This is a genomic window from Cupriavidus sp. GA3-3 (genome assembly GCF_000389805.1).
GTDB lineage: Bacteria > Pseudomonadota > Gammaproteobacteria > Burkholderiales > Burkholderiaceae > Cupriavidus > Cupriavidus necator_D.
On sequence record NZ_KB944460.1, the window covers coordinates 185446 to 210305 of the forward strand.

Sequence of the window (24860 nt, forward strand, 5' to 3'; positions counted from 1 at the left end):
GCGGGTTCAGGCTTTCGGCCGGCACGACGCGTCGCCGGCCGCCCGCCGCAGCCGCTGCCACACCAGGACAGGCAGCCGCAGCACGAAGCCGGCCAGCAGCCGCAGGTGCATGCCGGTCAGCAGCAGGTTGTCGCGCAGATAGCGGAAGTGCGACACCCCACCCTCGCGCTGGCCGAAGTAGCGCACCGGGGCGTCGGCATTGATGGGGCGCACGCCGCGCCAGCACAGCCGCACCGCCACTTCCGGGTCGAAGTCGAAGCGACGCATCCAGCGGCTCTCGCGCATGACGGCGCGCAGCGGCGCGATCGGGTAGACGCGAAAGCCGTACAGGGAATCCCCGATGCCCGCCCATAGCGTCTCGACATCCGCCCAGAAGTTGGACATGCGCCGCCAGTAGACCCGCTCGCGCGGCGCGCTGGCGTCGAAGACGGGCCGGCCCAGCACCATGGCGCCCGGGTTGCGCTGTGATATCGCCATGAATTGCGCAATCAGGTGCGCGGGGTGCTGCCCGTCCGAATCCATCACCAGCACATGCGTGAAACCGGCCGCGGCGGCGGAATCGATGCCATGCAGCACCGCGGTGCCCTTGCCCTGGTTGTGCGGCAGCATTAGGACGCGCAGCCCGGGATCGGTGGCTGCCTGCGCCAGCAGCCACTGGTCGCTGCCATCGGTGCTGCCGTCCACGACCACCCAGACCGGTGTCCAGGCGGCGCGCGCCGCGCGCAGCACCTCATGCAGGCGCACGCCGGGGTTATAGCTGGGGATCAGCACCAGGTGCGTGGCGGACGGCTCGGCGTCACCCATCGGGCAGGCGCTGCCGCCGGCTACCAGTGCGGGCCCGGGCATGGCTTGCTGCGGCATGTCGTGCTCCGGTCCTGGCTTTGGAAAGGGGGGAAGGTTGGGTGCGGCTGCCGAACTAGCGCGTACGGTGTTCCGCCAGATAGTTGGCCAGGCTGCCCAGCGAGGCGAAGATGGTCTTGTTGTCGGGGTTGTCCGAACGCAGTTCGACCCCGTACTTGCGCGACACCAGCAGTGCGATCTCGAGGATATCGATGGAATCCAGCCCGAAGCCTTCGCCATAGAGCGGCGTGGCGGCGTTGATATCCTCCAGCCGTAGCTCGGCAATTTCGAGTTCGTCGATGATCAGGCGGGCAAGTTCGGTTTCGAGTTCGGTCATGTCGCTAGGTGGCTGGAATGCCGCTGCGGCATGGGTCCGGGCAAGGTTGTCCAGGCCGCATGGCAGGGCAACCGATGCTATCAAAAGGGGCAAATCCCAGCCAGTTGAGAGAAGTTTAGTAACAACAAAGGCAGGCCTTTTGGGAATCATCACCACGTCGGGCCGGTCTTTTGGGGTATAAAGCGTTCGCTTCGCGCACCATGCGGCGTCATTTCCGGCAACGCCGTGCACTAAGCGACTTACGCTACACACAATATACCCTCGCAGATGCCATCGAGCCAGCAATTCGACCGCCCCTCCACGCCCGCCGCGCCAGCCACGCCTGTACGGCAGGATGCCGTGCCGGCAGGCCGGCGCCATGGCTGGATTGCAGCGGTGGCCGCCTTTGTCGCCTACGAATCCGCCCTGCACCATGCGGCACACCAGCCAGGTGCCGAAGTCGCCGCGCTATGGCTCGGGGCGGCGCCGTTCCTGCTGATCGGCTTCCTTGCCTGCCTCCGCACCTGGGGGCGCCTGCCCGCAATGGCCGCCTTGCTGGCCGCCTGCGCCGCCCTGTGGATCTGGCGCATGCCGTTGGCCGCGCATTTCGGCTGGACCTATTTCCTGCAGCACGCCGGCACCAATGCCGCGCTGGGCGTGATGTTCGCGCTGAGCCTGCGTCCCGGCCACACGCCATTGTGCACGCAGATCGCGACGGCAATCCATGGCCAGCTGCCCCCCGCGCACCTGCGCTACACGCTGCGCGTGACCCAGGCCTGGACGCTGTTCTTTGCCGCGATGGTAGGTGTATCGACGCTGCTGTTCGTGCTCGCGCCGGTGGCGACCTGGTCCAGCTTCGCCAACCTGGCCACGCCGCTGCTGATCGCGCTGATGTTCGTGGGCGAAGCCGTGTGCCGCCGCGTTGCGTTCCCGGGCATGGCCCACGGCGGCCTGCTGGACGCGGTGCATGGCTATCGCGCAGTCATGGCTGCCCGTGCGGGCCGGCCCGGTTTGCCGCGCTGACGCGCCGCAAACCGGCCCCTACACTGGCAACAGGCACAGGCTCAGTCCCATGACCATGCTCCCGATCGTCACGCATGCCTCGCCCGAAGACATCATCGCCTGGGCGCACGGACGGCCCGTCAGCGTGCGCCAGTTCCTGGCAGATGCGTCCAGCCTGGCCGATGCGCTGCCGGCAGGCAGGCACGTATTCAACGCCTGCACCGACCGCTACAACTTCACCGTCGGCCTGTGCGCCGCGCTGCTGGCGGGCAAGGCCACCCTGCTGCCGCCATCGCATACGCCGGAGATGGTGCGCCAGCTGGCCGACTTTGCCCCGGACGCTTTCTGCCTGCACGACCAGCCTGACGCGGCCTTCGCCATGCCCGCCTTCCACTATCACGACGGCCTGCGCGGCGCGGCCACGGACGGGCCGGTCGAGATCCCGCGGATTGCCGCGACCCAGGTCATGGCGTACGTGTTCACGTCAGGCTCGACCGGCACGCCGGTGCCGCACCGCAAGACCTGGGGCGCGATGGCCCGGTGCGCACAGGCCGCGGCACAGCGGCTCGGCCTGCTGGACGGGCGTGCCTGGACCGTGGTCGGCACGGTGCCGCCGCAGCATATGTTCGGGCTGGAGGCCACGGTCATGCTGGTGCTGCAGGGCCGCGCGGCCCTGGTGGCGGCCCCGGCCTTCTATCCTGCCGACGTGCGCGATGCCCTCGCCTCGGTGCCGGCCCCGCGTGCGCTGGTCAGCTCGCCCGTGCACCTGCGCACGCTGGTGCAGTCGGGCATGGCGATGCCGCCGGCAGACCTGGTGCTGTGCGCGACCGCCCCGCTTGGCCGCCAGCTGGCGGGCGAGACCGAGACCCTGTTCGGCGCTGCGCTGTGCGAGATCTACGGCAGCACCGAGACCGGCCAGATCGCCACGCGCCGCACCGCGCAGGCCGATGCCTGGACACTGGTGCCGGGCGTGCGGCTGCAGGCACGCCAGGGCGCCGGCGGTGCCGAGACCTGGGCCGAAGGCGGCCATATCGAGCAGCCGGTGCCGCTGGGCGACGCCATCGCGCCGCTGGATGCCGGCCACTTCCTGCTTCATGGCCGCAAGGCCGACATGCTGAATATCGCCGGCAAGCGCACCTCGCTGGCTTACCTGAACCACCAGCTCACGGCCATCGACGGCGTGCGCGACGGTGCGTTCTTCATGCCCGATGATGCGCACGAAGGCGACACGCATGGCCACGTGGTGCGGCTGGTGGCCGTGGCAGTGGCGCCAGGCGTCGCCCCGGCGCAGTTGCAGCAGGCGCTGCGCGCGCGCATCGACCCGGCCTTCCTGCCACGCCCGCTGCTCTTTGCCGACAGCCTGCCGCGCAATGCCGCCGGCAAGCTGCCGCGTGAAGCCCTGGCTGCGCTGGTCGCAAGGCTTGCCGGGGCGCACCACGGCGATAGCGTGGCAAGGCCCGGCTTTGTCATCGACGCCGATCACCCGGCCATCGCCGGCCACTTTCCCGGCCATCCGATCGTGCCGGGGGTGGTGCTGCTGGACCACGCGGTGCTGGCACTCGGCATTGCAATGGGCCGCCGCCTTGCCGTGACCGAGGCCGGCACCATCAAGTTCCTGAGCCCGGTGACCCCGGGCGAGCGCGTTGAGATCCTCCACCAGGCCGACGCAGCGGCCGATGGCGGCGTGAGTATCCGCTTCACGCTGCGCAGCGCCGGACGCGATGTCGCCAGCGGCACGCTGCAGGTGCGCGGTGCCGCGACGCAAGCGGGGGCATCGGCATGCTGAGCTGGCTGTGGAGGCGGCAGCCGCCGCTGGAATCCGAATGGTCGCGCCGCCAGGAGCGCGGCAGCATCACGCTGCTGCGCGTCATGACGTGGATCTCGCTGGCACTCGGCCGCCCCGTCGGGCGCGTGGTGCTGCGGGGGATTGCGGCGTACTTCATGCTGTTCGCGCCGGCGGCACGCCATGCCTCGCGCGCCTACATGGGCCGCGCCCTCGGGCGCGATGCCAATTGGATCGATGGCTACCGGCATGTGTTCACCTTCGCCTCGACCATCCATGACCGCATCTACCTGCTCAACGGCCGCTTCGACCTGTTCGATATCCGCCTGTACGGAGAGGAACAGCTGGAAGCCGCGATGGCGCGCGGCCGCGGCGCAATCCTGCTGGGTGCGCACCTGGGCAGCTTCGAGGTGGTGCGCGCGCTCGGGCGGCGGCACCCGGACATGGAAGTCGCGATCACCATGTACGAGGAAAACGCGCACAAGCTCAATGACGTGCTGACGTCGATCAACCCGGCGATGCGCCAGGACGTGATCGCGCTGGGCCGCTTCGACACCATGCTGCGGGTGCGCGACTACCTTGACCGCGGCTACATGATCGGCATGCTGGCCGACCGCACGCTGTCGCAACGCGCCACCGACCCGGTGCAGCAGTGCAGCTTCCTCGGCACGCCGACCGGCCTTCCGACCGGCCCGCTACGCATGGCGGCGATGCTGCGCCGGCCGGTGTTCTTCATCACCGGCCTGTACCGCGGCGGCAACCGCTACGATGTGCACTTCGTGCCGCTGGCCGACTTCACCGAAACCGCACGCGGCCAGCGCGAGGCAGCCGTGCAAACCGCGCTGGCCGAATACGTGCGCCTGCTGGAACAATTCTGCCGCAGCGCCCCGTACAACTGGTTCAACTTCTACGATTTCTGGCACGCCGGCCCGCCGCTGTCTGAACAGCCGCCGCCGGGCAACGAGCCATGACCCGCGAGCCCTGAGCAGCCCCTGATGCCCCTTTCCAGACGCCCTTTCCGCTTCCTGCTGTCGATGCTGCTGGCCGGCGCCATGCTTGCGCTGGCCACGCCGTCCGGCGCCGCCACATTTGGCGTCGACCAGCTGATGTCCACCCTGGCGCAGCGCAAGTCTGGGCGCGTGCTGTTCACCGAGACCAAGTACCTGGCGATAGTCGACAAGCCGGTGCAGTCGTCCGGCGAGCTGCTGTTCACGGCGCCCGACCACCTGGAGAAGCGCACACTGTCGCCCAAGGCCGAGAACATGGTGCTCGACGGCGACATGCTGACGGTCGAGCGCGACGGCAAGCGCTACACCATGCCGCTGCAGAACTACCCCGAGCTGGCTGCCTTTATCGAAAGCATCCGCGGCACGCTGGCAGGCAACCGCCAGACGCTTGAGCGCTACTACAAGCTCGGCCTGGAAGGCCGTGCCAGCCGCTGGACGCTGACACTGACTCCGGCGGACTCGCGCATGGCCGCGGTGGTCAGCCAGGTGCGCATCGACGGCAGCCTGGATGTGCTTGACCGCGTCGAGATCCGGCAGGCCGACGGCGACCGCTCGGTGATGAAGATCCGACCTGCCGGCCGCCCATGAGCGCAGCGCCGCCCGCAACGATGCGCCCAGCGATGCGCCGGCTTGCGCTGGCACTGTGGATCTTCGCCATGCTCGCCTGCGCGGCTGTGATCAGCCGCACCACCTTCACGGCCGACCTCTCGGCCTTCCTGCCGCGCCTGCCCAGCGCCGAGCAGCAATTGCTGGTGAACCAGCTGCGCGACGGGCTGGTATCGCGCCTGGTCCTGGTCGGGATCGAAGGCGGCGATGCCGATGGCCGCGCCGCGGTGTCGCGTGCCATGGCGGCACAGCTGCGCGGCGACCCGCGCTTCACGGCGATCCAGAACGGCGAGCCGGTCAACCAGGATGCAGACCGCCAATACGTGTTTGCGCACCGCTACCTGCTCAGCCCCGCGGTCACGCCCGAGCGCTTCAGTGAACGCGGCCTGGCGCAGGCGCTGAATGAATCGTTCGAGCTGCTGGCCTCGTCCGCCGGGCTCTTCACCAAGTCGCTGCTGCCGCGTGATCCCACCGGCGAAGTGGCCGCGATGCTGGCACAGCTGGATGCCGGGCAGCGCGTGCCCATGCACGCCGGCGCCTGGGCGTCGCGCGACGGCAAGCGCGCGGTGCTGCTGGCGCAGACCGCCGCCGCGGGGTCTGACACGGATGCGCAGGCACAAGCCATCGGGGCCGTGCGCGAGGCGTTTGCCAAGGCTGCGATCGCTGGCAAGTACCAGCTGGCGATGACCGGGCCGGGCGTGTTCTCCGTCAATGCACGCGACACCATCCGCCATGACGTGGAGCGCCTGTCGACCATCGGCGTGGCCATCATCGTCACGCTGCTGCTGCTGGTCTACCGCTCGGTGCCGCTGCTGGTGCTGGGGCTGGTGCCGGTACTGAGCGGCGCGCTGGCGGGCATTGCCGCGGTCAGCCTGGGCTTCGGCGGCTCGGTGCACGGACTGACGCTGGGCTTCGGCACCACGCTGATCGGCGAGGCGGTCGACTATTCGATCTACCTGTTCGTGCAGTCCGCGCAGTACACGCGCGACGGCCGGCGCGACGAGCGCGCCTGGCTGGGCGGCTTCTGGCCGACGGTGCGCCTGGGCGTGCTGACCTCGGTCTGCGGCTTTGCCTCGCTGCTGCTGTCGGGCTTTCCGGGGCTGGCGCAGCTGGGGCTGTATTCGATTGCCGGGCTGGCGACCGCGGCGCTGGTGACGCGCTTCGTGCTGCCGCAGCTGGTGCCGGCCACGCTGCACCTGCGCGACGTGGCACCGCTGGGCCGCCGGCTGCAGTGGCTGGCGGCGCGCGCGCACCGGCTGCGCTGGCTGGTGCTCGTGCTGGTGGTGGCAGCCGCCACGGTGCTGGTCATGCACCGCGGCACGCTGTGGGGCCGCGAGCTGCAGGCGCTGAGCCCGGTGTCGGCCAGCGACCAGGCCCTCGATACCAGGTTGCGCGAGGATCTTGGCGCGCCCGACGTGCGCTACCTGGTGGTGCTGTCCGGGCCGGACCAGGAATCCGTGCTGCAGGGCGCGGAGCGCGTGGCCCGTGAACTGGACCCGCTGGTGGCACAGAATTTCATCGGCGGCTACGAGAGCCCGGCGCGCTACCTGCCCAGCGCGGCGACCCAGCGCGAGCGCCAGGCCAGCCTGCCGCCGCCCGACGAGCTGGCGCAGCGCCTGGGCGCCGCCATCGCCACGCAGCCGGTGCGCGCGTCACTGTTCGCGCCTTTCCTGGCGCAGGCCGAGGCCGCGCGCACCGGTGCGCTGCTGCGGCGCGAGGACTTGCGCGGCACCTCCATGGCGCTGGCTGTCGATGCGTTGCTGGCGCAGCGCGACGGGCGCTGGAGCGCCACGCTGCCGCTGCGCGCACCGGCCCAACAAAGCACCGGCGCGGCCGACGGCGTCGACACCGGCGCGGTGCGGGCCGCGGTGGCGCGGGCCGGCGTTCCCGACACGCTGTTCGTCGACCTCAAGGGCGAATCCGACCGCCTCTACACCGGCTACCTGCGCGAGGCCTTGCTGCTGTCGCTGGCCGGCCTGCTGGCGATCATCGTGCTGCTGGCCGTGGCGCTGCGCTCGGCACGGCGCGTCGTGGCCACGGTGCTGCCGCTGGCCGCGGCGGCGCTGGTGGTGCTGGGCGGGCTGGCAGCGCTCGGCCAGCCGCTGACGCTGCTGCACCTGGTGGGCCTGCTGCTGCTGATGGCCGTGGGCTCCAATTACGCGCTATTCTTCAACGGCCCCGCTGCAGGCAGCCAGGTGGCGGGCGCTTCACCGCATACGCTGGTGTCGCTGCTGCTGGCCAACCTGACCACGGTGGCCGCCTTCGGCCTGCTGGCGCTGTCGAGCCTGCCGCTGCTCAAGGCCTTCGGCCTGACAGTAGGTCCAGGGGCCGTGCTGGCCCTGTGGTTTTCGGCGATCCTGGCGCGCCCCGCGGCGCCAGACACAGCCAAGAGTGCAACATGAATTCGTATCCCGCACCGCGCGTAGCCTTGCGCGGCACCTCTTACAGCCGCCCCTGGCGCCCCACCCCGCTGCTTTACGGCGCCGCCGCCGTGCACCTGGGTGCCGCCGGCGCAATGCTGGCGCACCCTGAGGCCATGGGCATGGCGCTGGCCGGCGTTGGTGCCGCCCATGCGGCAATGTGCGCCGCCGGCCTGTGGCCGCGCAGCCACTGGCTTGGCCCCAATGTGCTGCGCCTGCCGCCCTCTGCCGATGATTGCGTGGCACTGACATTCGACGACGGCCCCAACCCGGCGTTGACGCCGCGCGTGCTCGACATGCTGGATCAGCACGGCGCGCGCGCGACCTTCTTCTGCGTCGGCGCGCGCGCCGCGGCGCATCCGGAACTGGTGCGCGAGATCGTCGGCCGCGGCCACGCCGTGGAGAACCACAGCATGTACCACCGGCTGCACTTCTCGGTGTTCGGTCCCGGGCGCATGCTGCGCGACATCGGTGCCGCGCAGCAGGTGCTGGCCGACCTCACCGGCCAGGCGCCGCGCTTCTTCCGCGCGCCCGCGGGGCTGCGCAATCCCTTCCTTGAGCCGGTGCTGTGCCGGCTCGGGCTTCAGCTTGCGGCCTGGACCCGGCGCGGCTTCGATACCCGCTGCGGCGACCACGCGGGGCGCGTGGCGCAGCGCCTCACCGGCACGCTCGCCGGGCGCGACATCCTGCTGCTGCACGACGGCAATCCCGGCACCGATGCCGCCGGCAATGCACATTGCACCACCGTGCTGCCGGGCCTGCTCGCTGCCATTGAACGCGCCGGCCTGCGCTGCGTCACGCTGCGCGCGGCCGTGCCGACAGCCTGAGTGAGCGGCGGCTTGTTACAATTGGCACAGCCTTCCGAGATTCCTTCCATTCGTTCCCCCTAAGCCGTGTCCCCGCTCCTGTTCTCGCATTTCACGGCCACCAGCTGCCTTGGCGCCGGTGTAGACGCCACCCTGTCGGCACTGCGTGCGCAGCGCGGCGGCCTGGCGCCCTGCCGCTTCGTCGGTGTCGAGCTCGATACCTTCGTCGGCGAAGTCCCCGGCCTGGACACCGTGGCACTGCCGCCCGCACTGGCCGAATTCGACTGCCGCAACAACCGGCTGGCGCAACTGGCGCTGGAGCAGGACGGCTTTGCCGCGCGCGTGCGCGAAGCGGCGGCGCGCTACGGCGCCCACCGGGTCGGCGTCTTCCTGGGCACCAGCACCGCGGGCGTGCTGCAGACGGAACTGGCCTATCGCCAGCGCGATCCTGCCAGCGGCGCGCTGCCGCCGGGCTTCCATTACGCCACCACCCACAACCCCTACTCGCTGCCTGCCTTCCTGCGCCAATACCTGGGACTGACCGGTCCCGCGGCTGCGGTGTCCTCGGCCTGTTCATCCGGCGCCAAGGTGTTCAGTTCGGCACGGCGCATGCTGGAGGCAGGGCTGATCGATGTGGCTGTGGTCGGCGGCGTCGATTCGCTGTGCCACACCACGCTGTACGGCTTCAATTCGCTGGAGCTGTTGTCCGACCAGCCGTGCCGGCCCTATGACGTGGCGCGCAACGGCATCTCGATCGGCGAGGGCGCGGCATTCGGCCTGCTCGAGCGCGTGGCCGGCAGCGCGCAAGGCGATGCCATCCTGCTGGCCGGGATCGGCGAATCCAGCGATGCGCACCATATGTCGACCCCGCACCCCGACGGGCTGGGCGCGCGCCTGGCACTAGAGCAGGCACTGGCCAGCGCGGGGGTCGCGCCGGCGCAGGTCGGCTACGTCAACCTGCATGGCACCGCCACGCGCAGCAACGACGCGGCCGAGGCCATGGCCATGGCCGCGGTGCTGCCCGGCACGCCGTGCAGCTCAACCAAGGGCGCCACCGGGCATGCGCTGGGTGCCGCCGGCGCGCTCGAAGCCGTCATTTGCGCGCTGGCGCTGCGCCACGGCCTGATGCCCGGCGGCATCAACACCACGCAGGTGGATCCGGCGCTGGACGTGAACTACCAGCTCGCCAACCGCGAGGCACCGCTGCGCTATGCGATGACCAATGCCTTCGGCTTCGGCGGATCCAACTGCAGCCTGCTGTTCGCCCGCGCGGACGCGGCTTCCCACTGAGCATCGCCATGCCGCAGCACGTGTATATCGAAAGCATCGGCCTGCTCGGCCCCGGCCTGACCGGCTGGCAGCAGGCCGCCGAAGTCCTTGCCGGCCGCGTGCCATACGCGCACGCGCCCACCGAACTGCCGCCACCCGCGGGCCTGCCGCCGGCCGAGCGTCGCCGCACCGGCCCGACCGTACGGCTGGCGCTTGGTGTCGGCCAGCAGGCCGTCGCCGCCAGCGACTGCGAAGCCGCGCAGCTGCCGACGATCTTTGCCTCGTCCAGCAGCGACGGCTTCAACTTCCATGCGATCTGCGAAGCGCTGGCCGAGCCCGAGCCGCTGATGTCGCCCACGCGCTTCCACAACTCCGTGCACAACGCCACCGCCGGCTACTGGTCGATCGCCGCGGGCGCGATGCGCACCTCCAATGTGCTGTGCGCCATGGATGGCAGTGGCAGCGCGGGCTTGCTCGAATGCGTGCTGCAGGCCGCCGCCGATGCCGAACCCTGCCTGCTGATCGCCTATGACACCGGCTACCCCGAGCCGCTGCATAGCCACCGCCCGATCCCCGATCCCTTCGGCGTGGCCCTGCTGGTCACGCCGCGGCAGACCGCGCGTTCGCTCGCGCGCGTCGGCGTGGCGCTGAAGCAGGCGCCAGCCACGGTGATGCCGGACGCCGCGCTGGAAGCACTGCGCACGTCGGCACCGGCCGCACGCATGCTGCCGCTGCTGGCGGCCATCGCCCGCGGCGAGGCCACCACCGTGGTGCTCGATTATCTGGATACGCTGCAGCTTGCGGCCGAGGTGGAAAGCCTCGGCGGCCAGGCGGATGGCTGAGCTGCTGAAAGACCGCGACTGGATCGCGGCACGCATTCCGCACCAGGGCACGATGTGCCTGCTCGACGGCGTGCTGGCCTGGGATCCGGCATCGGTTCGCTGCACGTCAGCCACGCATACGCGCGCGGACAACCCGCTGCGCGCGCACGGCCGGCTGGCCGCGCTCAGCGGCATTGAATACGCGGCACAGGCCATGGCCGTGCACGGCGCATTGCTGGCGGAAGCGGAATCAGGAATGGGCGCACAGCGCCCGCGCTCGGGCTACCTGGCCAGCGTGCGCAAGCTGGTGCTCCATGTGGAGCGGCTCGACGATATCGACGCGCCGCTGCAGGTCGAGGCACAGCGCATCAGCGGTGAAGGCAGCAGCGTGCTGTATGCCTTCACCGTCAGCGCCAAGGGCCAGGCACTGCTGTCAGGCCGCGCGGCGGTCATCCTGGATGCCGCCGCAGTCGGCCAAAGCGCCGACCGCGGCGCCGGCTGAAGCGCTTCAGCGCGCCGGCAGGATCTTGCCCGACACCGCGCCGAAGCCGACGCGATAGCCTTCGCCCTGGCAGTAGCCGGTCATGATCACGTCGTCGCCATCCTCCAGGAAGGCTCGGCGGCTGCCGTCGGCCAGCGTCACCGGCTCGGCGCCGTTGCGGGTCATTTCCAGCAGGCTGCCGTAGGAGTCCGGCGTGGTGCCGCTGATCGTGCCCGAGCCCATCAGGTCGCCCACGCGCACATTGCAGCCCGACACCGTGTGGTGGGCCAGCTGCTGTGCCATGGTCCAGTACATCGCCTTGAAGTTGGTGCGGCAGATGGTGCTGGGTGCCGCTGCGCCCTGCGGCTGCAGCGCGACTTCCAGGGCGATGTCGTAGGCATTCTTGTCCTGCTGCTGCAGGTACGGCAGCGGCTGCGGCGATTGCTCGGGGTTGTCGCGGCGGAACGGCTCGAGCGCTTCCATCGTCACCACCCACGGCGAGATCGAGGTGCCGAAGCCCTTGCTGTTGAACGGCCCCAGCGGCACGTATTCCCACTGCTGGATATCGCGCGCGCTCCAGTCATTGAGCAGCACCATGCCGAACATATGCGCCGGCGCATCGGCGGTGCTGACGGGCTCGCCCAGCGCCGATTCCTTGCCGACGATAAAGCCCATCTCCAGTTCAAAGTCCAGCTTGCGGCAGGCGCTGAAGATCGGGCGTGCCTCGTTCGGCAGCTTGATCTGGCCGTTGGGACGATGCAGCGGCGTGCCGCTCACCACCACCGAGCTGGCACGGCCGTTGTAGCCGATCGGGATTTCCAGCCAGTTCGGCAGCAGCGCATTGTCCGGGTCGCGGAACATGCGGCCGACGTTGGTGGCGTGCTCCCTGGACGAATAGAAGTCCGTGTAGCCCGGGATCTCCACCGGCAGGTGCAGCGTCGCGGCCGACATCGGCACCAGTGCCTGGTCGCGCAGGGCGGCGTTGTCGCGCAGCGCGGCGTCATCACCAGACAGCAGCGCGCCCAGGCGCTTGCGGGTTTCGCTCCACACCGGCTTGCCCAAAGCGATAAAGCGGTTCAGGCTGCTTGCGGCAAACGTGCCTTTGGCAGCGGCCGGCAGCAGGCCGGCCTCATCCAGCGCGGCGAGGTCCAGCACCTGGTCGCCGATGGCAACGCCGACGCGCGGGGCCTGGCCCTTGGTCGAAAACACGCCATACGGCAGGTTCTGCAGCGGGAAGTGGGACTGGCCGTCGTTGGCGGAAGCGATCCAGCTGGTCTTGGGGGCGGTCATTGGGATACTCCGAAAATTTGGTGGCACTTGTCGCGTGCGGTGACGCATCATGCTCGACGAGCGCCGGCTCTCTCCGCCCGGCCCCTCTCCCGCTTGCGCGAGGGGAGAAAGCCGGGCGGGCGGCCAGGCGCGCGAGATCAGCGGGTGTTCGGGTTGAAGTGTTTCTTCAGGCCCTGCCAGCACGTGTAGTAGTCCTGCTGCAGCGAGGCCGACTGCGCGGCATACGGCGTCGGGCGGATCACGCCCGGGGTCTCGAACATGAAGGCCATGGTGTCCTCGATGCGGTGCGGCTTCGAGGTATCGGCGGCGCTGGCCTTCTCGAAGGTTTCCGCATCCGGGCCGTGGCCGCTCATGCAGTTGTGCAGGCTGGCGCCGCCCGGGGCAAAGCCTTCGGCCTTGGCGTCGTAGATGCCGGTGATCAGGCCCATGAACTCGCTGGCGATATTGCGGTGGAACCAGGGCGGGCGGAACGAGTCCTGCATCGCCAGCCAGCGCGGCCCGAAGATGACGAAGTCGATGGTGTCCACGCCCGGCGTGGCCGACGGCGACTGCAGCACCAGGAAGATCGACGGATCCGGGTGGTCGAAGCTGATCGAACCGATGGTATTGAAGCGGCGCAGGTCGTACTTGTACGGGGTGTAGTTGCCATGCCAGGCCACCACGTCCAGCGGCGAGTGGCCGATCCCGGCGCGCCACAGGTTGCCCTGGAACTTGGCCACCAGCTCGAAATCACCCTCGCGGTCTTCATAGCTGGCAACCGGCGACAGGAAGTCGCGCGGGTTGGCCAGGCCGTTGGAGCCGATCACGCCCAGGTCGGGCAGCTGGAACAAGGCGCCGTAGTTCTCGCAGATATAGCCGCGCGCCTCGCCGTCGGGCAGCTCCACGCGGAAGCGCACGCCGCGCGGGATCACCACGATCTCCTGCGGCTCCACTTCCAGCCGGCCAAGCTCGGTCACCATCAGCAGGCGGCCCTGCTGCGGCACGATCAGCATCTCGCCGTCGGCGTTGTAGAAGAACCGGTCCTGCATCGACTGGTTGGCCAGGTACAGGTGGATGCCGCAGCCGGTCATGGCCTCGGGGCCGCCATTGCCGGCCATGGTGACGATGCCGTCGACAAAGTCGGTCGGCACCGACGGCATTGCCGGCGGGCTCCAGCGCATCTGGTTGGGCGACGGCGGCACCTGGTCGAAACGGCTCAGGAAACGCGACTGCTCGATCTGCGTGAACGGCGTATGCATCGCGGCCGGGCGAATGCGGTACAGCCACGAGCGCCGGTTGTGCGCGCGCGGCGCGGTGAAGGCCGTGCCGGACAGCTGCTCGGCGTACAGGCCGTAGGGCGCGCACTGCGGCGAGTTCCTTCCTACAGGCAGCGCACCGGGCAGCGCCTCGGTGGCGAATTCATTGGCGAAGCCGGACATATAGCCGTGCTCGGCGAGCTGGGTGTGCGTAAGTGTCATGGTGTCGTCAGCGTTCCTGGGTCTCAGTCCATCTGGCGCTGCGCTGGCGCCTGGCGGCCTCTGCTGGGAGTGCCTGCCGGTCCGTATTCAGTCCGTGCGCGGTGCACGGAGCATAAATTACGTAATACGTAATGAATTTACCATATCGTAATAGCCAACTTCGGACGTGTCAAACGGCACCGCTGACGCATGCGTCGAACGCCGCTTGCATTGCAGTTGTAGGTGGGAAACGGGAACAGCGGGGAAAAAAACCAGGAAGCGGCGGGATGCACGCGTCGACGCCTGCGCGGCGGCAGTTGCTCACGCAGCGGGAAAAACCAGGAAATGCGGGAAAGCGCCGAAGCAGGCAGCCAGGCCTGCGGCGTCATCCACGCCAGGCGTCGCGAACGGCGCTCAGGACGGTAGCAACCGGCGCGGTGCGGAAAGCCCCGCGCCGGTTGTCATGGGTGGCCTGGAGGCCGGCTTCCAGTGCCGGCGCGTTGCGAACGCGGCCGGCCAGGCAGCGGCCGGTCAGACCGGCTTGTGGCCCTCTCCGGTCCCGGAGCCGAAACCGCCTCCGGAAGCCGGTGCCGCAGCCGGCGCGGCCGTGCTTCCGGCGGCCGGCTGGCCTGCCATCGAAGCTGCCGTCACGCCGCCATTGCGGCTGGCAATAAATGCGTTGACGTCTGCAGCAAGATGCTGCGGGGCCAGCACGACTTCCAGGCCCAGCGCCTCGCAGGCGGCCAGGAACGTCGACATGCGGGGATCGGCCTGACCCGACTCCGCCCGCAGGTAGGCTTCCCGGGAAATCCCCGCTTTACGGGCGACGTCCTCCTGCTTGAGCTTGCGCGCGCGACGCAACGCCCGCAGTTGCCGGAACGGTTCGCTAGCGCCTCTTGGCACGGCTGTACTGTTCATGTCGGTCTCCAGTCACCAGTGAAAAAAAGTGCGCGGACGTGCATTCGAGTATAGAGCACGCAAAGCGTTCCGTATGTAACCGCAGAAACACTTTGTGCAGATTTCTTAGAAGTCCGCAATCCCGCCCTGACATCGGCCGGTTGGCGAACATCAAAGAGCCGGATCGTGCACAACAACGCTGCACCGCCCAGTCTCTAACGGGCCTTGGCGGTTTGCGTTGACGTCACATGCATATCCATATGACGTTATGGCCTCCCGGACACAAGTGCGCAAGTCGGGGCAAATACCATGCATCTGGTTTCGTTGACAAACCGACCGGTCGTGCTATTCTCCACACCATGCAGAAAGGACAACTCACCCGCAACGCCATCGTCGAACAGGCACTGGACACCGCTGCCAAGGTCGGCTTCGAACAATTGTCGCTGGCCACGCTGGCCGCGGACACCAATATGTCGAAGAGCGGCCTGTATGCACACTTCAAGTCCAAGGAGATGTTGCAGCAGGCAGTGCTGGACCTGGCCGTTGAGCGCTTCGGCGAGATCGTGATCCGGCCGGCGATGCGCCAGCCGCGCGGCATGCCGCGGCTGCAGGGGCTGTTCGAAGGCTACCTGGAATGGCTGGGCGGCACGGTGACGCAGGGACGTTGCCTGTTCACGGCGCTGGGCCAGGAATACCGCGACCGGCCGGGCTCGATCCGCGACCTGGTGGTGCAGTCGCTGAAGGACTGGCACAGCACGGTTGCGCGCGTGGTGGCCGACGCCATCGATGAGGGCCATTTCGGGCCGGATACCGACCCCCGGCAATTTGCTTTCGAACTCTCGGGTATCGGCATGGCCTTCCAGCAGTCGTTCAAGCTGCTTGGCCGCGACGATGCCGAGACCATGGCGCGGCGCGCATTTGCGGCCCTGGTGACCCGTGCCGCCGAGGGCGCCCGCGCCCACTGAACCCACATTGGCGCCGGCGCTATCCCGCCGGCAGGTTGGCAGCCGCTCCGGCGGGCTTTTTTTGTACCGAAAAAAGCACGACTGGTCGGTCGTAACAACAGCACGGAAAACCGCCGGCGGGGCCGGTGCCGATGATGCCGTGCAATCCAGAATCCATTGGAGGTGCAGGTCGTGACGCAAGCAGTCTCTTCTCCTTCCCCGGTTTCCTCATCCCCCACCGCCGCGCCCTTGCCCGCGCGCGCCGGCAAGTCCGGCGCGGTGGAGCGGGCCTTGCAGGGCTGGCAGCGGTTGCGCTGGCAGGCGGGCAGCATGGTCAGGCCCGGCGCGACAGCGCGGGCGCTGGAGCACATCTGGTTCAAGCCGCCGCGCGCCGCCGCCACATCGGCAGCACGGCGCCTGCTGGACAGTGCGCGCGCCGACTGGGCGCTGGTGACGGGCCAAGGCCCGAGCCGGCGCGTGCGCGTCTATCGCTGGGGCAGGTCAGGCCCGGTGGTGCTGCTCGCGCATGGCTGGGGCGGACATGCCGGCCAGTGGCATGCGGTTGTCGAGGGCTTGCTGGCCGCCGGCATGCGCGTGGTGGCCTTCGATGCGCTTTCGCACGGCGCCTCCGATGCCGGCGCGCGCGGCGCGGCGCAGACCTCGGTGCTGGAGATGTCGCGCTCGCTGCTCGCCGCGGCCTGGCACGCGGGGCCGGTGCACGCCGTGGTGGCGCATTCGCTCGGCGGCGCGGCCACCGCGCTGGCGCTGCGCGAGGGCCTGCCCGCCCGCGCCGCCGTGCTGGTCGGTTCGCCGGCCGACATGCACGCCGCGTGTGCGTCGCTGGCCTGGCAAATGGGCTTCACGCCCGGCGTGCTGGCACGCATGCAGCGCCAGAGCGAGCGCTGGCTGGGACTGCCATGGTCGGCTTTCAACGTGCCCGACGTCGGCCGCACCCGGCCGGTCCCGCCAACGCTGGTGATCCATGACCGCGACGACAAGGAAGTGCGCTGGGAAGACGGCGCCGCCATCGCCGGCGCCTGGCCCGGCGCGCAACTGGTCACGACCAGCGGCCTGGGGCATCGCCGCATCCTGCTGGACCCCGGCGTGATCCGGCACATCGCCGATTTCATCCGGCCCGGCACAGTCCCCGCACGCGCGGCAATCCCGCCAGCGTTGCACGGGCTGGCTGTCGACTGAGCCTGGAGACCATCATGTTCCTGGTGAGCAATGACATGACCGCCACCCTGCCCGCACGCAGTTCGCTGCGGCTGGTGGCGGGCCCCGGCGAACACGTCGCCGTGCGCTGCACGGAAGGCGAACTCTGGCTGATCCGCGACGGAGACCCGAAGGATACGGCGCTGACGGCGAGCGAGAGCTTTACGTTGTCCGACAGCGGCCATATCGAGCTGTATGCCGTCACCACGGCATCGCTGCACGTAACGCGCTGCCGGCAAGGCGCCGGGCCGGCGGCGAGCACCTGGCGGCAATGGCTGCGGCGCTTGCTGGCGCCGCCTGGGCGCGGCTTTACCGGCGCAGGCCGATGATGCGCGGGGCTGGGGGCGCCCCCTGGCTCTGCCAGCCCTGACGCGGATGCGTGGTCGTGGTCGGGTGCAACTTATGGCGGTTAATTGCGTTTTTCTATAAAAAGCGCGTCCCTTGCGGGGCACGTGTCTCAGATACGCAAGACAGCCATCAGCCCGCGTGCGATCGCCTGCAGCCAGCCACGCCGCCAGGTCAGCGTGAACGACACCGCCAACGCTCCCGCCATCATCGCCAGCGCCCACAGCAGCACGCCAAAGCCGGTGCGGTTGCCCGCCAGCGCGGCCACGGCGCCAAGCGCCACCAGCGCCCAGGCCGCGCAGCGCAGCCGCCGCCGGCCACTGGCGGGCAGGTCCGCGCCCTGCCCCGACAACTCGGTCCAGTGCCGCTCCGTGGCGCAGGCAAACAGCACGAAAGCGCTGTACGCGCACAGCGCCAGGCCCAGCAGCAGCAAGTGTTCAAGCGTGATTGGCACGGTCCATCTCCTCTAGCGCCTGGCTGCTGGCAGCAGCGGTCCGGGCCTGGCGTGCCGCGTCGACGCGCCGCAGCCGTCGCGCCGACGCCAGCGCCAGCCCACCTGTCAGCAGCAGCACGATGTCGACGCCGGCCAGGGCAAGGTGGCCGCGCGTCAGCGCCAGCGGCAACCAGTCGCCGGTGCTCAGGCCGTTGAGCACCGGCGCCGCCAGCGCCAGCGCGGCGATCGCCAGGCATTGCTGGCGCCATGGCACCAGCGTGCGGCTGCCCGGACGCATCGCCACCCGCGCATGGATCGCGGTGGTCAGCCAGACCAGGAAGAACAGCCCGGCCTCGATAAACTCGCGCGACGGCAGCGTCATCGGCAGCAGCCGGTTGGCCACCATCATCGCCAGCGTGGCGATGACCAGGCCCGTGGTGGTACCCGCGGTGACCGCGGCCGCCAGCCGCACGCCCTTTTCGCCGTGGCGCGCATGGCGCTTGTCGAGCCAGTACAACTGCCCGGTAGCGATCAGCACGCACCCCGCCAGCCCGGCCAGGAAATACAGCCAGCGCAGCGGCCAGTGATCGAACGCGATGAAGTGCATGCCGGTCAGGAAGCGCTGCGTGGTCGCAGCGGGCTGCAACGGCACGTGATGCAGCAACGCACCGGTGGCGCCGTCGAAGTAGGCGGCGTCGTCGGCCATGCTGACGCGGTCGCCCACCGAGCGGCTCACCTTGACCACGGCGTTGGCATCGCCGGGGTTCCACACCCGGATCGCGGCCGGCGCCGCCCCGCCCCAGCGCGCGCGCGCGGTCTCGACCATCGGCCCCAGCGCGGCCATCGGTGCCGCCACCCCGGCGGGCGGGCGCGAGTAGCCGGACAAGGCCTGGTCGTAGAAGGTGTTCGGCTGCTGGTACAACGCGCCGATGCCGGCCGGCATCAGGATCATGTAGACAATGCAGATCCCGGAGAACGTAATCACCGCATGGAACGGCAGCGCCAGCACGCCGGTCAGGTTGTGCAGGTCCAGCAGGCTGCGCTGCAGCTGCTTGCGCGGCCGGAACGTAAAGAAGTCGCGGAAGATGCGGACGTGGATGATCACCCCCGACACGATCGCCGCCAGCATCGCCATCGCCGCCAGGCCCACCAGCCAGTAGCCGATGTTCCAGGCGCGCAGGTGCAGGTTGTAGTGCAGCGGATAGAAGAACGACGACGCGCCCAAGGTGCCCACGTCAGGCAGCAGCTCGCCGCTGCGCGGATCGGCCAGGCGGATCTGCCCGCCCGCGGCGGCATAGCGCACGCGCGCGATCATCACCGGGGTGCGCTGCTCGGGCAGCGTGACCGCCCATTCGCGCAGCGGCTTGCCGCTCGCCAGCGCCGCCACGGCGCGCGGCACCACGGTGTCGATGTCGATCGTGGGCGGCGCTGCGTCCAGGCGCGTGGCCGGCATCATCCAGCGGTCGACCTCGCGGTCGAACACCGCCACCGAGCCCATGAAGAACGCCACCATCAGCACACCGCCGAGCAGTACGCCAATCCAGGTGTGCGCCCAGGTCATGGCCTGGCGCAGGCCGCCGGCATGTGCATCGGCCTTCTGTGCGCGGGCCTTGTTATTTCGTGCGGGTCGCGTCACGCCAGCTTCTCCCCCAGCCACCACGCCACGCCGGCGCCGATGGCCGCGCCGGCCGCCAGCACCAGCCACACGCGCAGCAGGTGCCGCGTCACCAGCGCCCACAGTGACATCATCGGAAACAGGAGGAAGGCCAGCATCGAAAACCAGAGCACGGCCTCGCTGCGGGCCAGGCCCAGGCGCCAACCGAGCGCGGCGCCGCCGGCGGTGATGCCCCAGACAAAGGCATAGCTGCCCGCCAGCGCGGCCAGCGCGCGGGCGGTCATGGCCAGCGCGCGCGGGAAGGCGCGGCGCGATGGCAGGGATGAGGGACTGTCGTTCATTGGAATTCTTCGCAACGCGCGGCCGGCGTGGTAGTGCAATGGCATCGCACCACCACGAAGGCCGCTGCGTTTACATCTTCATGCGCACGGTGAACATGGCCGCGCGCGGCTGGCCCCAGATGTTGCCTTCGCGCGGGTTGTTGATCCGTGAGTAGTAGCTGCGGTCGAACAGGTTGGTCAGGTTCAGGTCCGCCGACACGTGCTTGTTGAAGTCGTAGCCGATCGCGGCATCGAACGTCGCATAGCCGCCGCGGCGCAGCGTGACCGCACCAATCGGCGCGGGGAACAGCGCGGTGTTCTGCACATGGCTGACCGCGGTCATGCCGCCACCGATGCGCCAGCGGTTGAAATCGCCGGGCAGGCGGTACATCGTCCACAGCTTGAACAGGTGCTTGGGGGCAATCGCCGAGAACGGCGTGTTGACCTGGCCGGTGCGGTTCTGCAGGTCCTGCGTGACGTTGAACGTATAGCCGGCGTAGATGGTCCAGCTCGGCGTGATGCGGCCGCTGGCTTCCAGCTCGAAGCCCTGGCTCTTGGTCTCGCCCTGCGACACGAAGAACGGATTGCTCGGATTGGTCGTGTTGATATTGTCGAGCGTGGCGCGACCGGTCTCGCGTACCTCGAACAGTGCCAGCGAGGTGTTCAGCGCGCCCTCGAAAAATTCGCCCTTGACGCCGACCTCGTACTGCTTGCCCTTGATCGGATCGACCAGGTTGCCGCTGGCGGTCAGGTACTCATCCTGCGGCTGGAAGATCTCGGCATAGCTGGCATAGGCCGACCAGTGTTCGGTGAAGTCGTAGATCAGCCCGGCGAACGGCGTGAACTTGGCGTTGATGTCGTCGCCCCGGGTCACGCTGGTGGTCGACGTGTACTGGCGCGCGCTGATGTCCCACCAGCTCAGCCGCCCGCCCAGCACCAGCGTCACCGGATCCGCCAGCGAGAAGCGCGCGTCGCCGTAGACGCCGTACTGCCTGGTCGTGGTGGTGATGCCTGTGCCATTGGGGATGAAGGTTGGCTTGGCGAAGTCGCTGCGCGGGTTGAAGATGTTCACGACCTGCGAGAACGGCGAAATGGCATACCGGGGGTCGCGCCGTTCCGAATCGGAAAAATTGAAGCCGACCAGCGCCTTGTGCCGGCGCCCGAACAGCGAAAACGGCCCGTTGGCGTAGAGGTCGAAGCTGGTCTGCTCCTGCGTGTAGGTCTGCTTGGCCGCGAACAGCGTGGTCGTGTTCACGCCCGGGATCACCGGCGTATAGGCATAGGCCTGCTCGCGGTTCAGGCGGTTGTTCAGGTAGCGCAGCGCACCCTTGACCTGCCAGCCGCTGTTGAACTTGTGCTCCAGCTCGGCGAAGGCCGAGGTGGTATAGAAGTGGTCGCGGTTCCAGTCCGCGCCCAGGTAAGTCGAGCGCGGCACGTCGAGCAGGCTGGCCTGGCGCGTGACCGGGTTGAAGTAGGCCGGCAGCGTCCACGGCTGGCGGCCTTCCGAATCCTGGTAGCTCGCGCCGACCGTCACCAGCGTGCTGGGCGTGATGTCGTACTCGATCACGCCATAGAGCGCACTGGTGCGCATATTGGTCTTGTCGATGAACGAGTCCTTGTCCTGGAACGCGCCGGTGATGCGCGCGCGCAGCGTGCCGTCGGCATTGAGCGCGCCGCCGGCATCCACCTCGGCGCGGTAGTTGTTCCACGATCCCACCGACAGCGCGCCGCCGATCTGGGTTTCTCGCGTCGGGCGCTTGCGCACCAGGTTGATCGCGCCGCCGGTCTTGCCCGCCCCGGCGAGCAGGCCCGACGGCCCCTTGAGCACTTCCACCCGCTCGATCATCGACAGGTCCGGCTGCACGGTGTTGCGCCAGTCATACTTGGTCGGCACGCCGTCCAGCATGAAGGTGTCGATCTCCAGCCCGCGCGAATAATAGATCGAACGCTCCTGGTCACGCTTTTCGACGAACACGCCGGTAGCCTGCATCATCGCGTCTTCCAGCGTGGTCAGGTTCTGCTCGCGGATGCGCTCGGCGTTGACCACGGTGACCGATTGCGGCACCTCGCGCGCGGTCAGCGGCACCTTGCTGCCAGCGGTAGTAGGCGGGTTGACGGGGTTTTCGCGGGCGCCGTTGACTGTCACCGCCGGCAGCGAAGGCTCCGGTTGCCGGGCGGGTCTGCCCGCGGGGGCCGGCTGCTCCGCCTGCGTTGCCGACGATGCCGAACCTATCACGTTTTCCTGTCCGAAAGCCGACGCGCTGACCATCAGGCCAACGGCGGCCGGGATCCAGCGCATGGCGGTGCGGCACTGCACGGACCCATGCCGTGTTGCCCGCGCGCGTTCGGTCGCGCGTCTGTTGCTGTGTTTCATTTCCTTCTTACTCCCCTGCTCGGTTGTGAAATTCCAGGCCGTGGGACCCGGCTGGCCGCCTGGTCGCGGCCGCCGGTCCTCATATTGCTTTGTATGGGCGATACCTCAGTGCGTGCCGGCGTGCGCGACGCGCGCGGGGCGGCTGCGAGGCGGCTCGGCCTCCATGGCGCACGCCGCACCCGCCCGGTTGCCCAGCACGGCGGCCGCAATCTCCTGCGCGCGCACCGCCAGCACCGACAGCAGCGTGTCCGACAAGCCGTGCGTCGCTTCGCAGCAGCCCTGCAGGAATACGCCCGCCTGGCAGCCCGGCGCCATCTGCAGCCGGTAGTCGCGGTCGGCCTGGAAGCCCTTGGCGTCGTCCAGGTAGGACGCCAGCGGCGCCAGCAGCGACTGGTGCAGCTCGCGCCGGTAGCCCGTGGCGAGGATGACCGCGTCATAGCGCTGCAACTGATGCGCGCCATCGTCACGCCGCGCAATGTCCAGCCGCACGCCGTCGGCATCGGCCTCGGCATGGCGGGCCTCGCTGCCGGCCAGCAGGCGGTGGCGCACCTTGCCGGTGACCTTCTGCTGGTACAGCACCTCGTAAATGGCTTCGATCAGGTCGGTATCGACCACCGCGTAGTTGGTATTACCGAACTCGCGCAGCAGTTGCTCGCGCTCAGTCGCCTCGCGCGAGAACAGGTAGTCGATATAGCGCGGGTTGAAGATCTCGTTGACGAAGGGGCTGTCGTCGGCCGGCTTGAGCGCCGGCGCACGGCTGACCAGGTCGACCGCAATGCCGCCTTCGCGGCCATGCAGGTCCAGGAAAATCTCGGCGGCGCTCTGGCCCGAACCAATTACTGCCACGCGCCGCACGGGCGCTGTGCGCTCCAGCCGCTCCAGCGACTCGAGATACGACGACGAATGGAACACCCGCGGGTGGCCGCGCAGCGGCACGAAGGCGTCCGGAATGCTGGGCGCGCCGCCGACGCTGACCACCACGTTGCGCGCGCGGCGCTCGGTCAGCGCCCCTTCCGCCGTGCGCGAGGTCACGCGCAGGCAGGCCAGATCGCCATTGCCGCCGGCGGGCTCGGGCGCGACCGAAACCACTTCCTCGCCGTAGTGACAGGCGTCGGCAAAATCACCCGCCACCCAGGACAGGTAGTCGTTGAACTCGTAGCGGCTGGGATAGAAGGTGCGGGTGTTGATGAAGTCCAGCAGCCGCTCGCGCTCGTGCAGGTAGTTGATGAAGGTATAGCGGCTGGCCGGATTGCGCATCGTGACCAGGTCCTTCAGGAACGAGATCTGCATGCGGCTGTTGTCGAGCAGCATATTGCCGTGCCAGACGAAGCCCGGTTTCTTCTCGACAAAGCCGAAGCGGAACGGTGCCTGCTGCGGCAGCATTTCGCGCAGGGCCACTGCCAGCGCGAGGTTGGAAGGCCCGAAGCCGATGCCCAGCAGGTCGAGCACGGGCCCTGCACCGGCATCGGTGCCGTGGGCGGCGAAGGTGGAAGCGGAATAGAGCATGGTCTCTCCTTGCGCGGCTGGCTCAGGCCGCCAGCGCGGTCGGTTCTGCACCGGACAGCTGCGCCTGCCCGTCGTCCTGCGGCACCCACAGGCGCTCGCCGAAGAAGCGTTCGCGCAGCAGCATCACCAGCATGGCGCGCTTGTGCGGGAAGTCGAAGGCCTTGACCTTGGCAAACCCGGAACGGTCCAGGTTGCGGATCTGCTGCACATGATCGATGCGGGGCTCGCCGACGATGCGCTGCGTGCGCGGGTCGTCCAGGAACATGTAGTGCATCAGCGACGGCAGCCAGGCGCTGATATACGCCTTGCCACGGATCTCGCCGTCACCGATCAGCACGTGCCAGCCGCGGTCGAAGTCGTCGACGTCGTAGTAGGGGCCGATGCGGTTCTCCTTGGCCCAGTACACCTCGAAGTACGCGAACGGCTTGCCGTCCAGGCAGCCGATCAGCGGGATGGTGTGCGGGTCGGCCAGCTGCGCCGACAGGTAATCGCGATGCTTTTCCAGATCGCCTTCTTCCTCCCAGAACGCCGCCACGCGCGGATCGTTCATCCAGCCGTGGAAGCACGCCAGGTCGGCATCGAGATCGGCCACCCGCATCGAGAACACCTGGCCGAGCCACGGGATATGGCGTGCATAGACCTGGCCCGACGGCTTGGGCGCGCGCAGCGGATGGCGCCGGCCCTGGGTCATCGCGTATTGCAGCGGATAGTCGCGGCCCGAGGTGCCGGTGTGCCACAGCGCCGGCAGTTGCCAGAGCTGCTCGACGCGCGTCACCAGCTCGCCGCCGGCCGCGCGCGTGGCGCTGCCCTCGCGCAGCATTGCGTTGGCGATGGCATCGGGCAGGTCCAGCGCGATTGCCTGCGTCGCGGGGGTGCGCGCCAGCACCGCCTCGCAGGCGGCAAAGGTCGCGGCGCGCGCCAGCGGATGGACCGGGTCGGTATCGGCAAGTGCCAGCCGCGGCTGGGTGCCGGGCGTAAACTGCCAGGCCTGCAGCGGCGTGCCGTCGAGGCTTAGCTGCAGCGCGCAGCCATCCCAGCGGCTCTGCAGGGTGGGGCTCGTCGCGGACAACCAGGGCTGGCTCGCGATCGCGTGGGTCATCAAAGGCGCGGCATTGCTTTGCATGTGAACTGACT

Annotated in this window: 23 protein-coding genes; 12 read left to right on the forward strand and 11 right to left on the reverse strand. The window is 69.0% G+C overall.

Annotation, left to right across the window (positions count from 1 at the left end; all coding sequences use genetic code 11):
* Nucleotides 1-6: 6 nt before the first annotated feature.
* Together C265_RS00875 and C265_RS00880 are read right to left on the reverse strand one after the other, a co-directional pair.
* The gene (locus tag C265_RS00875; protein WP_010810162.1) at nucleotides 7-861 is read right to left on the reverse strand and encodes a glycosyltransferase family 2 protein; all 855 of its coding nucleotides are present in this window, start codon (nucleotides 859-861) and stop codon (nucleotides 7-9) included.
* A gap of 55 nt (nucleotides 862-916) precedes the next feature.
* Nucleotides 917-1177: a phosphopantetheine-binding protein gene (locus C265_RS00880; protein ID WP_010810163.1), complete on the reverse strand. Its 261-nt coding sequence runs from the start codon at nucleotides 1175-1177 to the stop codon at nucleotides 917-919.
* Between the two features lie 267 nt (nucleotides 1178-1444).
* Here C265_RS00880 and C265_RS00885 point away from each other — a divergent pair, with 267 nt between their 5' ends.
* The 9 genes from C265_RS00885 to C265_RS00925 all read left to right on the forward strand — a co-directional run bounded on the left by C265_RS00885 (nucleotide 1445) and on the right by C265_RS00925 (nucleotide 11372).
* Nucleotides 1445-2179, forward strand: a complete 735-nt coding sequence (locus C265_RS00885; RefSeq protein ID WP_037023329.1) for an acyl carrier protein — start codon at nucleotides 1445-1447, stop codon at nucleotides 2177-2179.
* A gap of 49 nt (nucleotides 2180-2228) precedes the next feature.
* Nucleotides 2229-3944 carry an AMP-binding protein gene (locus C265_RS00890; protein ID WP_010810165.1) on the forward strand — a complete coding sequence of 572 codons (1716 nt, stop codon included), beginning with the start codon at nucleotides 2229-2231 and terminating at the stop codon, nucleotides 3942-3944.
* The gene (locus C265_RS00895) at nucleotides 3938-4912 is read left to right on the forward strand and encodes an acyltransferase (protein ID WP_010810166.1); all 975 of its coding nucleotides are present in this window, start codon (nucleotides 3938-3940) and stop codon (nucleotides 4910-4912) included. Before C265_RS00890 ends, C265_RS00895 begins: the two co-directional genes overlap by 7 nt.
* A 24-nt stretch (nucleotides 4913-4936) precedes the next feature.
* Nucleotides 4937-5536 (forward strand): LolA-related protein, encoded by a 600-nt coding sequence (locus tag C265_RS00900; RefSeq protein WP_010810167.1) that lies wholly within the window; start codon nucleotides 4937-4939, stop codon nucleotides 5534-5536.
* A 20-nt stretch (nucleotides 5537-5556) separates the two neighbouring features.
* The gene (locus tag C265_RS00905; RefSeq protein ID WP_099045593.1) at nucleotides 5557-7956 is read left to right on the forward strand and encodes an MMPL family transporter; all 2400 of its coding nucleotides are present in this window, start codon (nucleotides 5557-5559) and stop codon (nucleotides 7954-7956) included.
* Entirely contained in the window at nucleotides 7953-8801 is an 849-nt protein-coding gene (locus C265_RS00910; RefSeq protein WP_010810169.1) for a polysaccharide deacetylase family protein, read from the forward strand. Before C265_RS00905 ends, C265_RS00910 begins: the two co-directional genes overlap by 4 nt.
* A 66-nt stretch (nucleotides 8802-8867) precedes the next feature.
* Nucleotides 8868-10070, forward strand: coding sequence for a beta-ketoacyl-[acyl-carrier-protein] synthase family protein (locus tag C265_RS00915; RefSeq protein WP_010810170.1), 1203 nt, complete (start codon nucleotides 8868-8870; stop codon nucleotides 10068-10070).
* An 8-nt stretch (nucleotides 10071-10078) separates the two neighbouring features.
* Nucleotides 10079-10891, forward strand: a complete 813-nt coding sequence (locus C265_RS00920) for a beta-ketoacyl synthase chain length factor (RefSeq protein ID WP_010810171.1) — start codon at nucleotides 10079-10081, stop codon at nucleotides 10889-10891.
* Entirely contained in the window at nucleotides 10884-11372 is a 489-nt protein-coding gene (locus tag C265_RS00925; RefSeq protein ID WP_010810172.1) for a 3-oxoacyl-ACP reductase, read from the forward strand. Before C265_RS00920 ends, C265_RS00925 begins: the two co-directional genes overlap by 8 nt.
* Before the next feature lie 6 nt (nucleotides 11373-11378).
* Here C265_RS00925 and fahA read toward each other — a convergent pair whose 3' ends face one another.
* The 3 genes from fahA to C265_RS31140 all read right to left on the reverse strand — a co-directional run bounded on the left by fahA (nucleotide 11379) and on the right by C265_RS31140 (nucleotide 14995).
* A complete protein-coding gene (fahA, locus tag C265_RS00930; protein ID WP_010810173.1) occupies nucleotides 11379-12641 on the reverse strand; it encodes a fumarylacetoacetase in 1263 nt (420 codons plus the stop codon).
* 137 nt (nucleotides 12642-12778) lie between these two features.
* Complete coding sequence (gene hmgA, locus C265_RS00935) at nucleotides 12779-14098, reverse strand: homogentisate 1,2-dioxygenase (protein WP_010810174.1); 1320 nt, start codon at nucleotides 14096-14098, stop codon at nucleotides 12779-12781.
* Nucleotides 14099-14608: 510 nt separating this feature from the next.
* Complete coding sequence (locus tag C265_RS31140) at nucleotides 14609-14995, reverse strand: helix-turn-helix domain-containing protein (RefSeq protein ID WP_011617393.1); 387 nt, start codon at nucleotides 14993-14995, stop codon at nucleotides 14609-14611.
* Between the two features lie 338 nt (nucleotides 14996-15333).
* Here C265_RS31140 and C265_RS00950 point away from each other — a divergent pair, with 338 nt between their 5' ends.
* The 3 genes from C265_RS00950 (at nucleotide 15334) to C265_RS00960 (ending at nucleotide 17462) form a co-directional block, all read left to right on the forward strand.
* Nucleotides 15334-15939 carry a TetR/AcrR family transcriptional regulator gene (locus C265_RS00950; protein WP_010810176.1) on the forward strand — a complete coding sequence of 202 codons (606 nt, stop codon included), beginning with the start codon at nucleotides 15334-15336 and terminating at the stop codon, nucleotides 15937-15939.
* Between the two features lie 171 nt (nucleotides 15940-16110).
* The gene (locus tag C265_RS00955) at nucleotides 16111-17115 is read left to right on the forward strand and encodes an alpha/beta fold hydrolase (protein ID WP_037023396.1); all 1005 of its coding nucleotides are present in this window, start codon (nucleotides 16111-16113) and stop codon (nucleotides 17113-17115) included.
* Nucleotides 17116-17129: 14 nt separating this feature from the next.
* On the forward strand, nucleotides 17130-17462 hold the full coding sequence (locus C265_RS00960) for a DUF2917 domain-containing protein (protein ID WP_010810178.1): 333 nt from the start codon (nucleotides 17130-17132) through the stop codon (nucleotides 17460-17462).
* A 128-nt stretch (nucleotides 17463-17590) separates the two neighbouring features.
* Here C265_RS00960 and C265_RS00965 read toward each other — a convergent pair whose 3' ends face one another.
* The 6 genes from C265_RS00965 to C265_RS00990 form a co-directional block, all read right to left on the reverse strand.
* The gene (locus C265_RS00965) at nucleotides 17591-17932 is read right to left on the reverse strand and encodes a DUF3325 domain-containing protein (RefSeq protein ID WP_010810179.1); all 342 of its coding nucleotides are present in this window, start codon (nucleotides 17930-17932) and stop codon (nucleotides 17591-17593) included.
* On the reverse strand, nucleotides 17916-19547 hold the full coding sequence (locus C265_RS00970) for a PepSY domain-containing protein (protein WP_010810180.1): 1632 nt from the start codon (nucleotides 19545-19547) through the stop codon (nucleotides 17916-17918). The genes C265_RS00965 and C265_RS00970 overlap by 17 nt, the downstream gene beginning before the upstream one ends.
* Entirely contained in the window at nucleotides 19544-19867 is a 324-nt protein-coding gene (locus C265_RS00975) for a hypothetical protein (RefSeq protein WP_010810181.1), read from the reverse strand. The genes C265_RS00970 and C265_RS00975 overlap by 4 nt, the downstream gene beginning before the upstream one ends.
* A gap of 70 nt (nucleotides 19868-19937) precedes the next feature.
* Nucleotides 19938-22145, reverse strand: a complete 2208-nt coding sequence (locus C265_RS00980) for a TonB-dependent siderophore receptor (protein ID WP_210401214.1) — start codon at nucleotides 22143-22145, stop codon at nucleotides 19938-19940.
* 180 nt (nucleotides 22146-22325) lie between these two features.
* Nucleotides 22326-23726, reverse strand: a complete 1401-nt coding sequence (locus tag C265_RS00985) for a lysine N(6)-hydroxylase/L-ornithine N(5)-oxygenase family protein (RefSeq protein WP_010810183.1) — start codon at nucleotides 23724-23726, stop codon at nucleotides 22326-22328.
* Between the two features lie 22 nt (nucleotides 23727-23748).
* Nucleotides 23749-24849, reverse strand: coding sequence for a GNAT family N-acetyltransferase (locus C265_RS00990; RefSeq protein WP_010810184.1), 1101 nt, complete (start codon nucleotides 24847-24849; stop codon nucleotides 23749-23751).
* Between the last annotated feature and the right edge of the window lie 11 nt (nucleotides 24850-24860).

What these genes read in the sequence shown, in the direction of transcription:
- C265_RS00875 (WP_010810162.1), bottom strand. Translation starts at nt 861, where the DNA reads ATGCCGCAGCAAGCCATGCCCGGGCCCGCACTGGTAGCCGGCGGCAGC.
- C265_RS00880 (WP_010810163.1), bottom strand. Translation starts at nt 1,177, where the DNA reads ATGACCGAACTCGAAACCGAACTTGCCCGCCTGATCATCGACGAACTC.
- C265_RS00885 (WP_037023329.1), top strand. Translation starts at nt 1,445, where the DNA reads ATGCCATCGAGCCAGCAATTCGACCGCCCCTCCACGCCCGCCGCGCCA.
- C265_RS00890 (WP_010810165.1), top strand. Translation starts at nt 2,229, where the DNA reads ATGACCATGCTCCCGATCGTCACGCATGCCTCGCCCGAAGACATCATC.
- C265_RS00895 (WP_010810166.1), top strand. Translation starts at nt 3,938, where the DNA reads ATGCTGAGCTGGCTGTGGAGGCGGCAGCCGCCGCTGGAATCCGAATGG.
- C265_RS00900 (WP_010810167.1), top strand. Translation starts at nt 4,937, where the DNA reads ATGCCCCTTTCCAGACGCCCTTTCCGCTTCCTGCTGTCGATGCTGCTG.
- C265_RS00905 (WP_099045593.1), top strand. Translation starts at nt 5,557, where the DNA reads ATGCGCCCAGCGATGCGCCGGCTTGCGCTGGCACTGTGGATCTTCGCC.
- C265_RS00910 (WP_010810169.1), top strand. Translation starts at nt 7,953, where the DNA reads ATGAATTCGTATCCCGCACCGCGCGTAGCCTTGCGCGGCACCTCTTAC.
- C265_RS00920 (WP_010810171.1), top strand. Translation starts at nt 10,079, where the DNA reads ATGCCGCAGCACGTGTATATCGAAAGCATCGGCCTGCTCGGCCCCGGC.
- C265_RS00925 (WP_010810172.1), top strand. Translation starts at nt 10,884, where the DNA reads ATGGCTGAGCTGCTGAAAGACCGCGACTGGATCGCGGCACGCATTCCG.
- fahA (WP_010810173.1), bottom strand. Translation starts at nt 12,641, where the DNA reads ATGACCGCCCCCAAGACCAGCTGGATCGCTTCCGCCAACGACGGCCAG.
- hmgA (WP_010810174.1), bottom strand. Translation starts at nt 14,098, where the DNA reads ATGACACTTACGCACACCCAGCTCGCCGAGCACGGCTATATGTCCGGC.
- C265_RS31140 (WP_011617393.1), bottom strand. Translation starts at nt 14,995, where the DNA reads ATGAACAGTACAGCCGTGCCAAGAGGCGCTAGCGAACCGTTCCGGCAA.
- C265_RS00950 (WP_010810176.1), top strand. Translation starts at nt 15,334, where the DNA reads ATGCAGAAAGGACAACTCACCCGCAACGCCATCGTCGAACAGGCACTG.
- C265_RS00960 (WP_010810178.1), top strand. Translation starts at nt 17,130, where the DNA reads ATGTTCCTGGTGAGCAATGACATGACCGCCACCCTGCCCGCACGCAGT.
- C265_RS00975 (WP_010810181.1), bottom strand. Translation starts at nt 19,867, where the DNA reads ATGAACGACAGTCCCTCATCCCTGCCATCGCGCCGCGCCTTCCCGCGC.
- C265_RS00980 (WP_210401214.1), bottom strand. Translation starts at nt 22,145, where the DNA reads ATGCGCTGGATCCCGGCCGCCGTTGGCCTGATGGTCAGCGCGTCGGCT.
- C265_RS00985 (WP_010810183.1), bottom strand. Translation starts at nt 23,726, where the DNA reads ATGCTCTATTCCGCTTCCACCTTCGCCGCCCACGGCACCGATGCCGGT.
- C265_RS00990 (WP_010810184.1), bottom strand. Translation starts at nt 24,849, where the DNA reads ATGCAAAGCAATGCCGCGCCTTTGATGACCCACGCGATCGCGAGCCAG.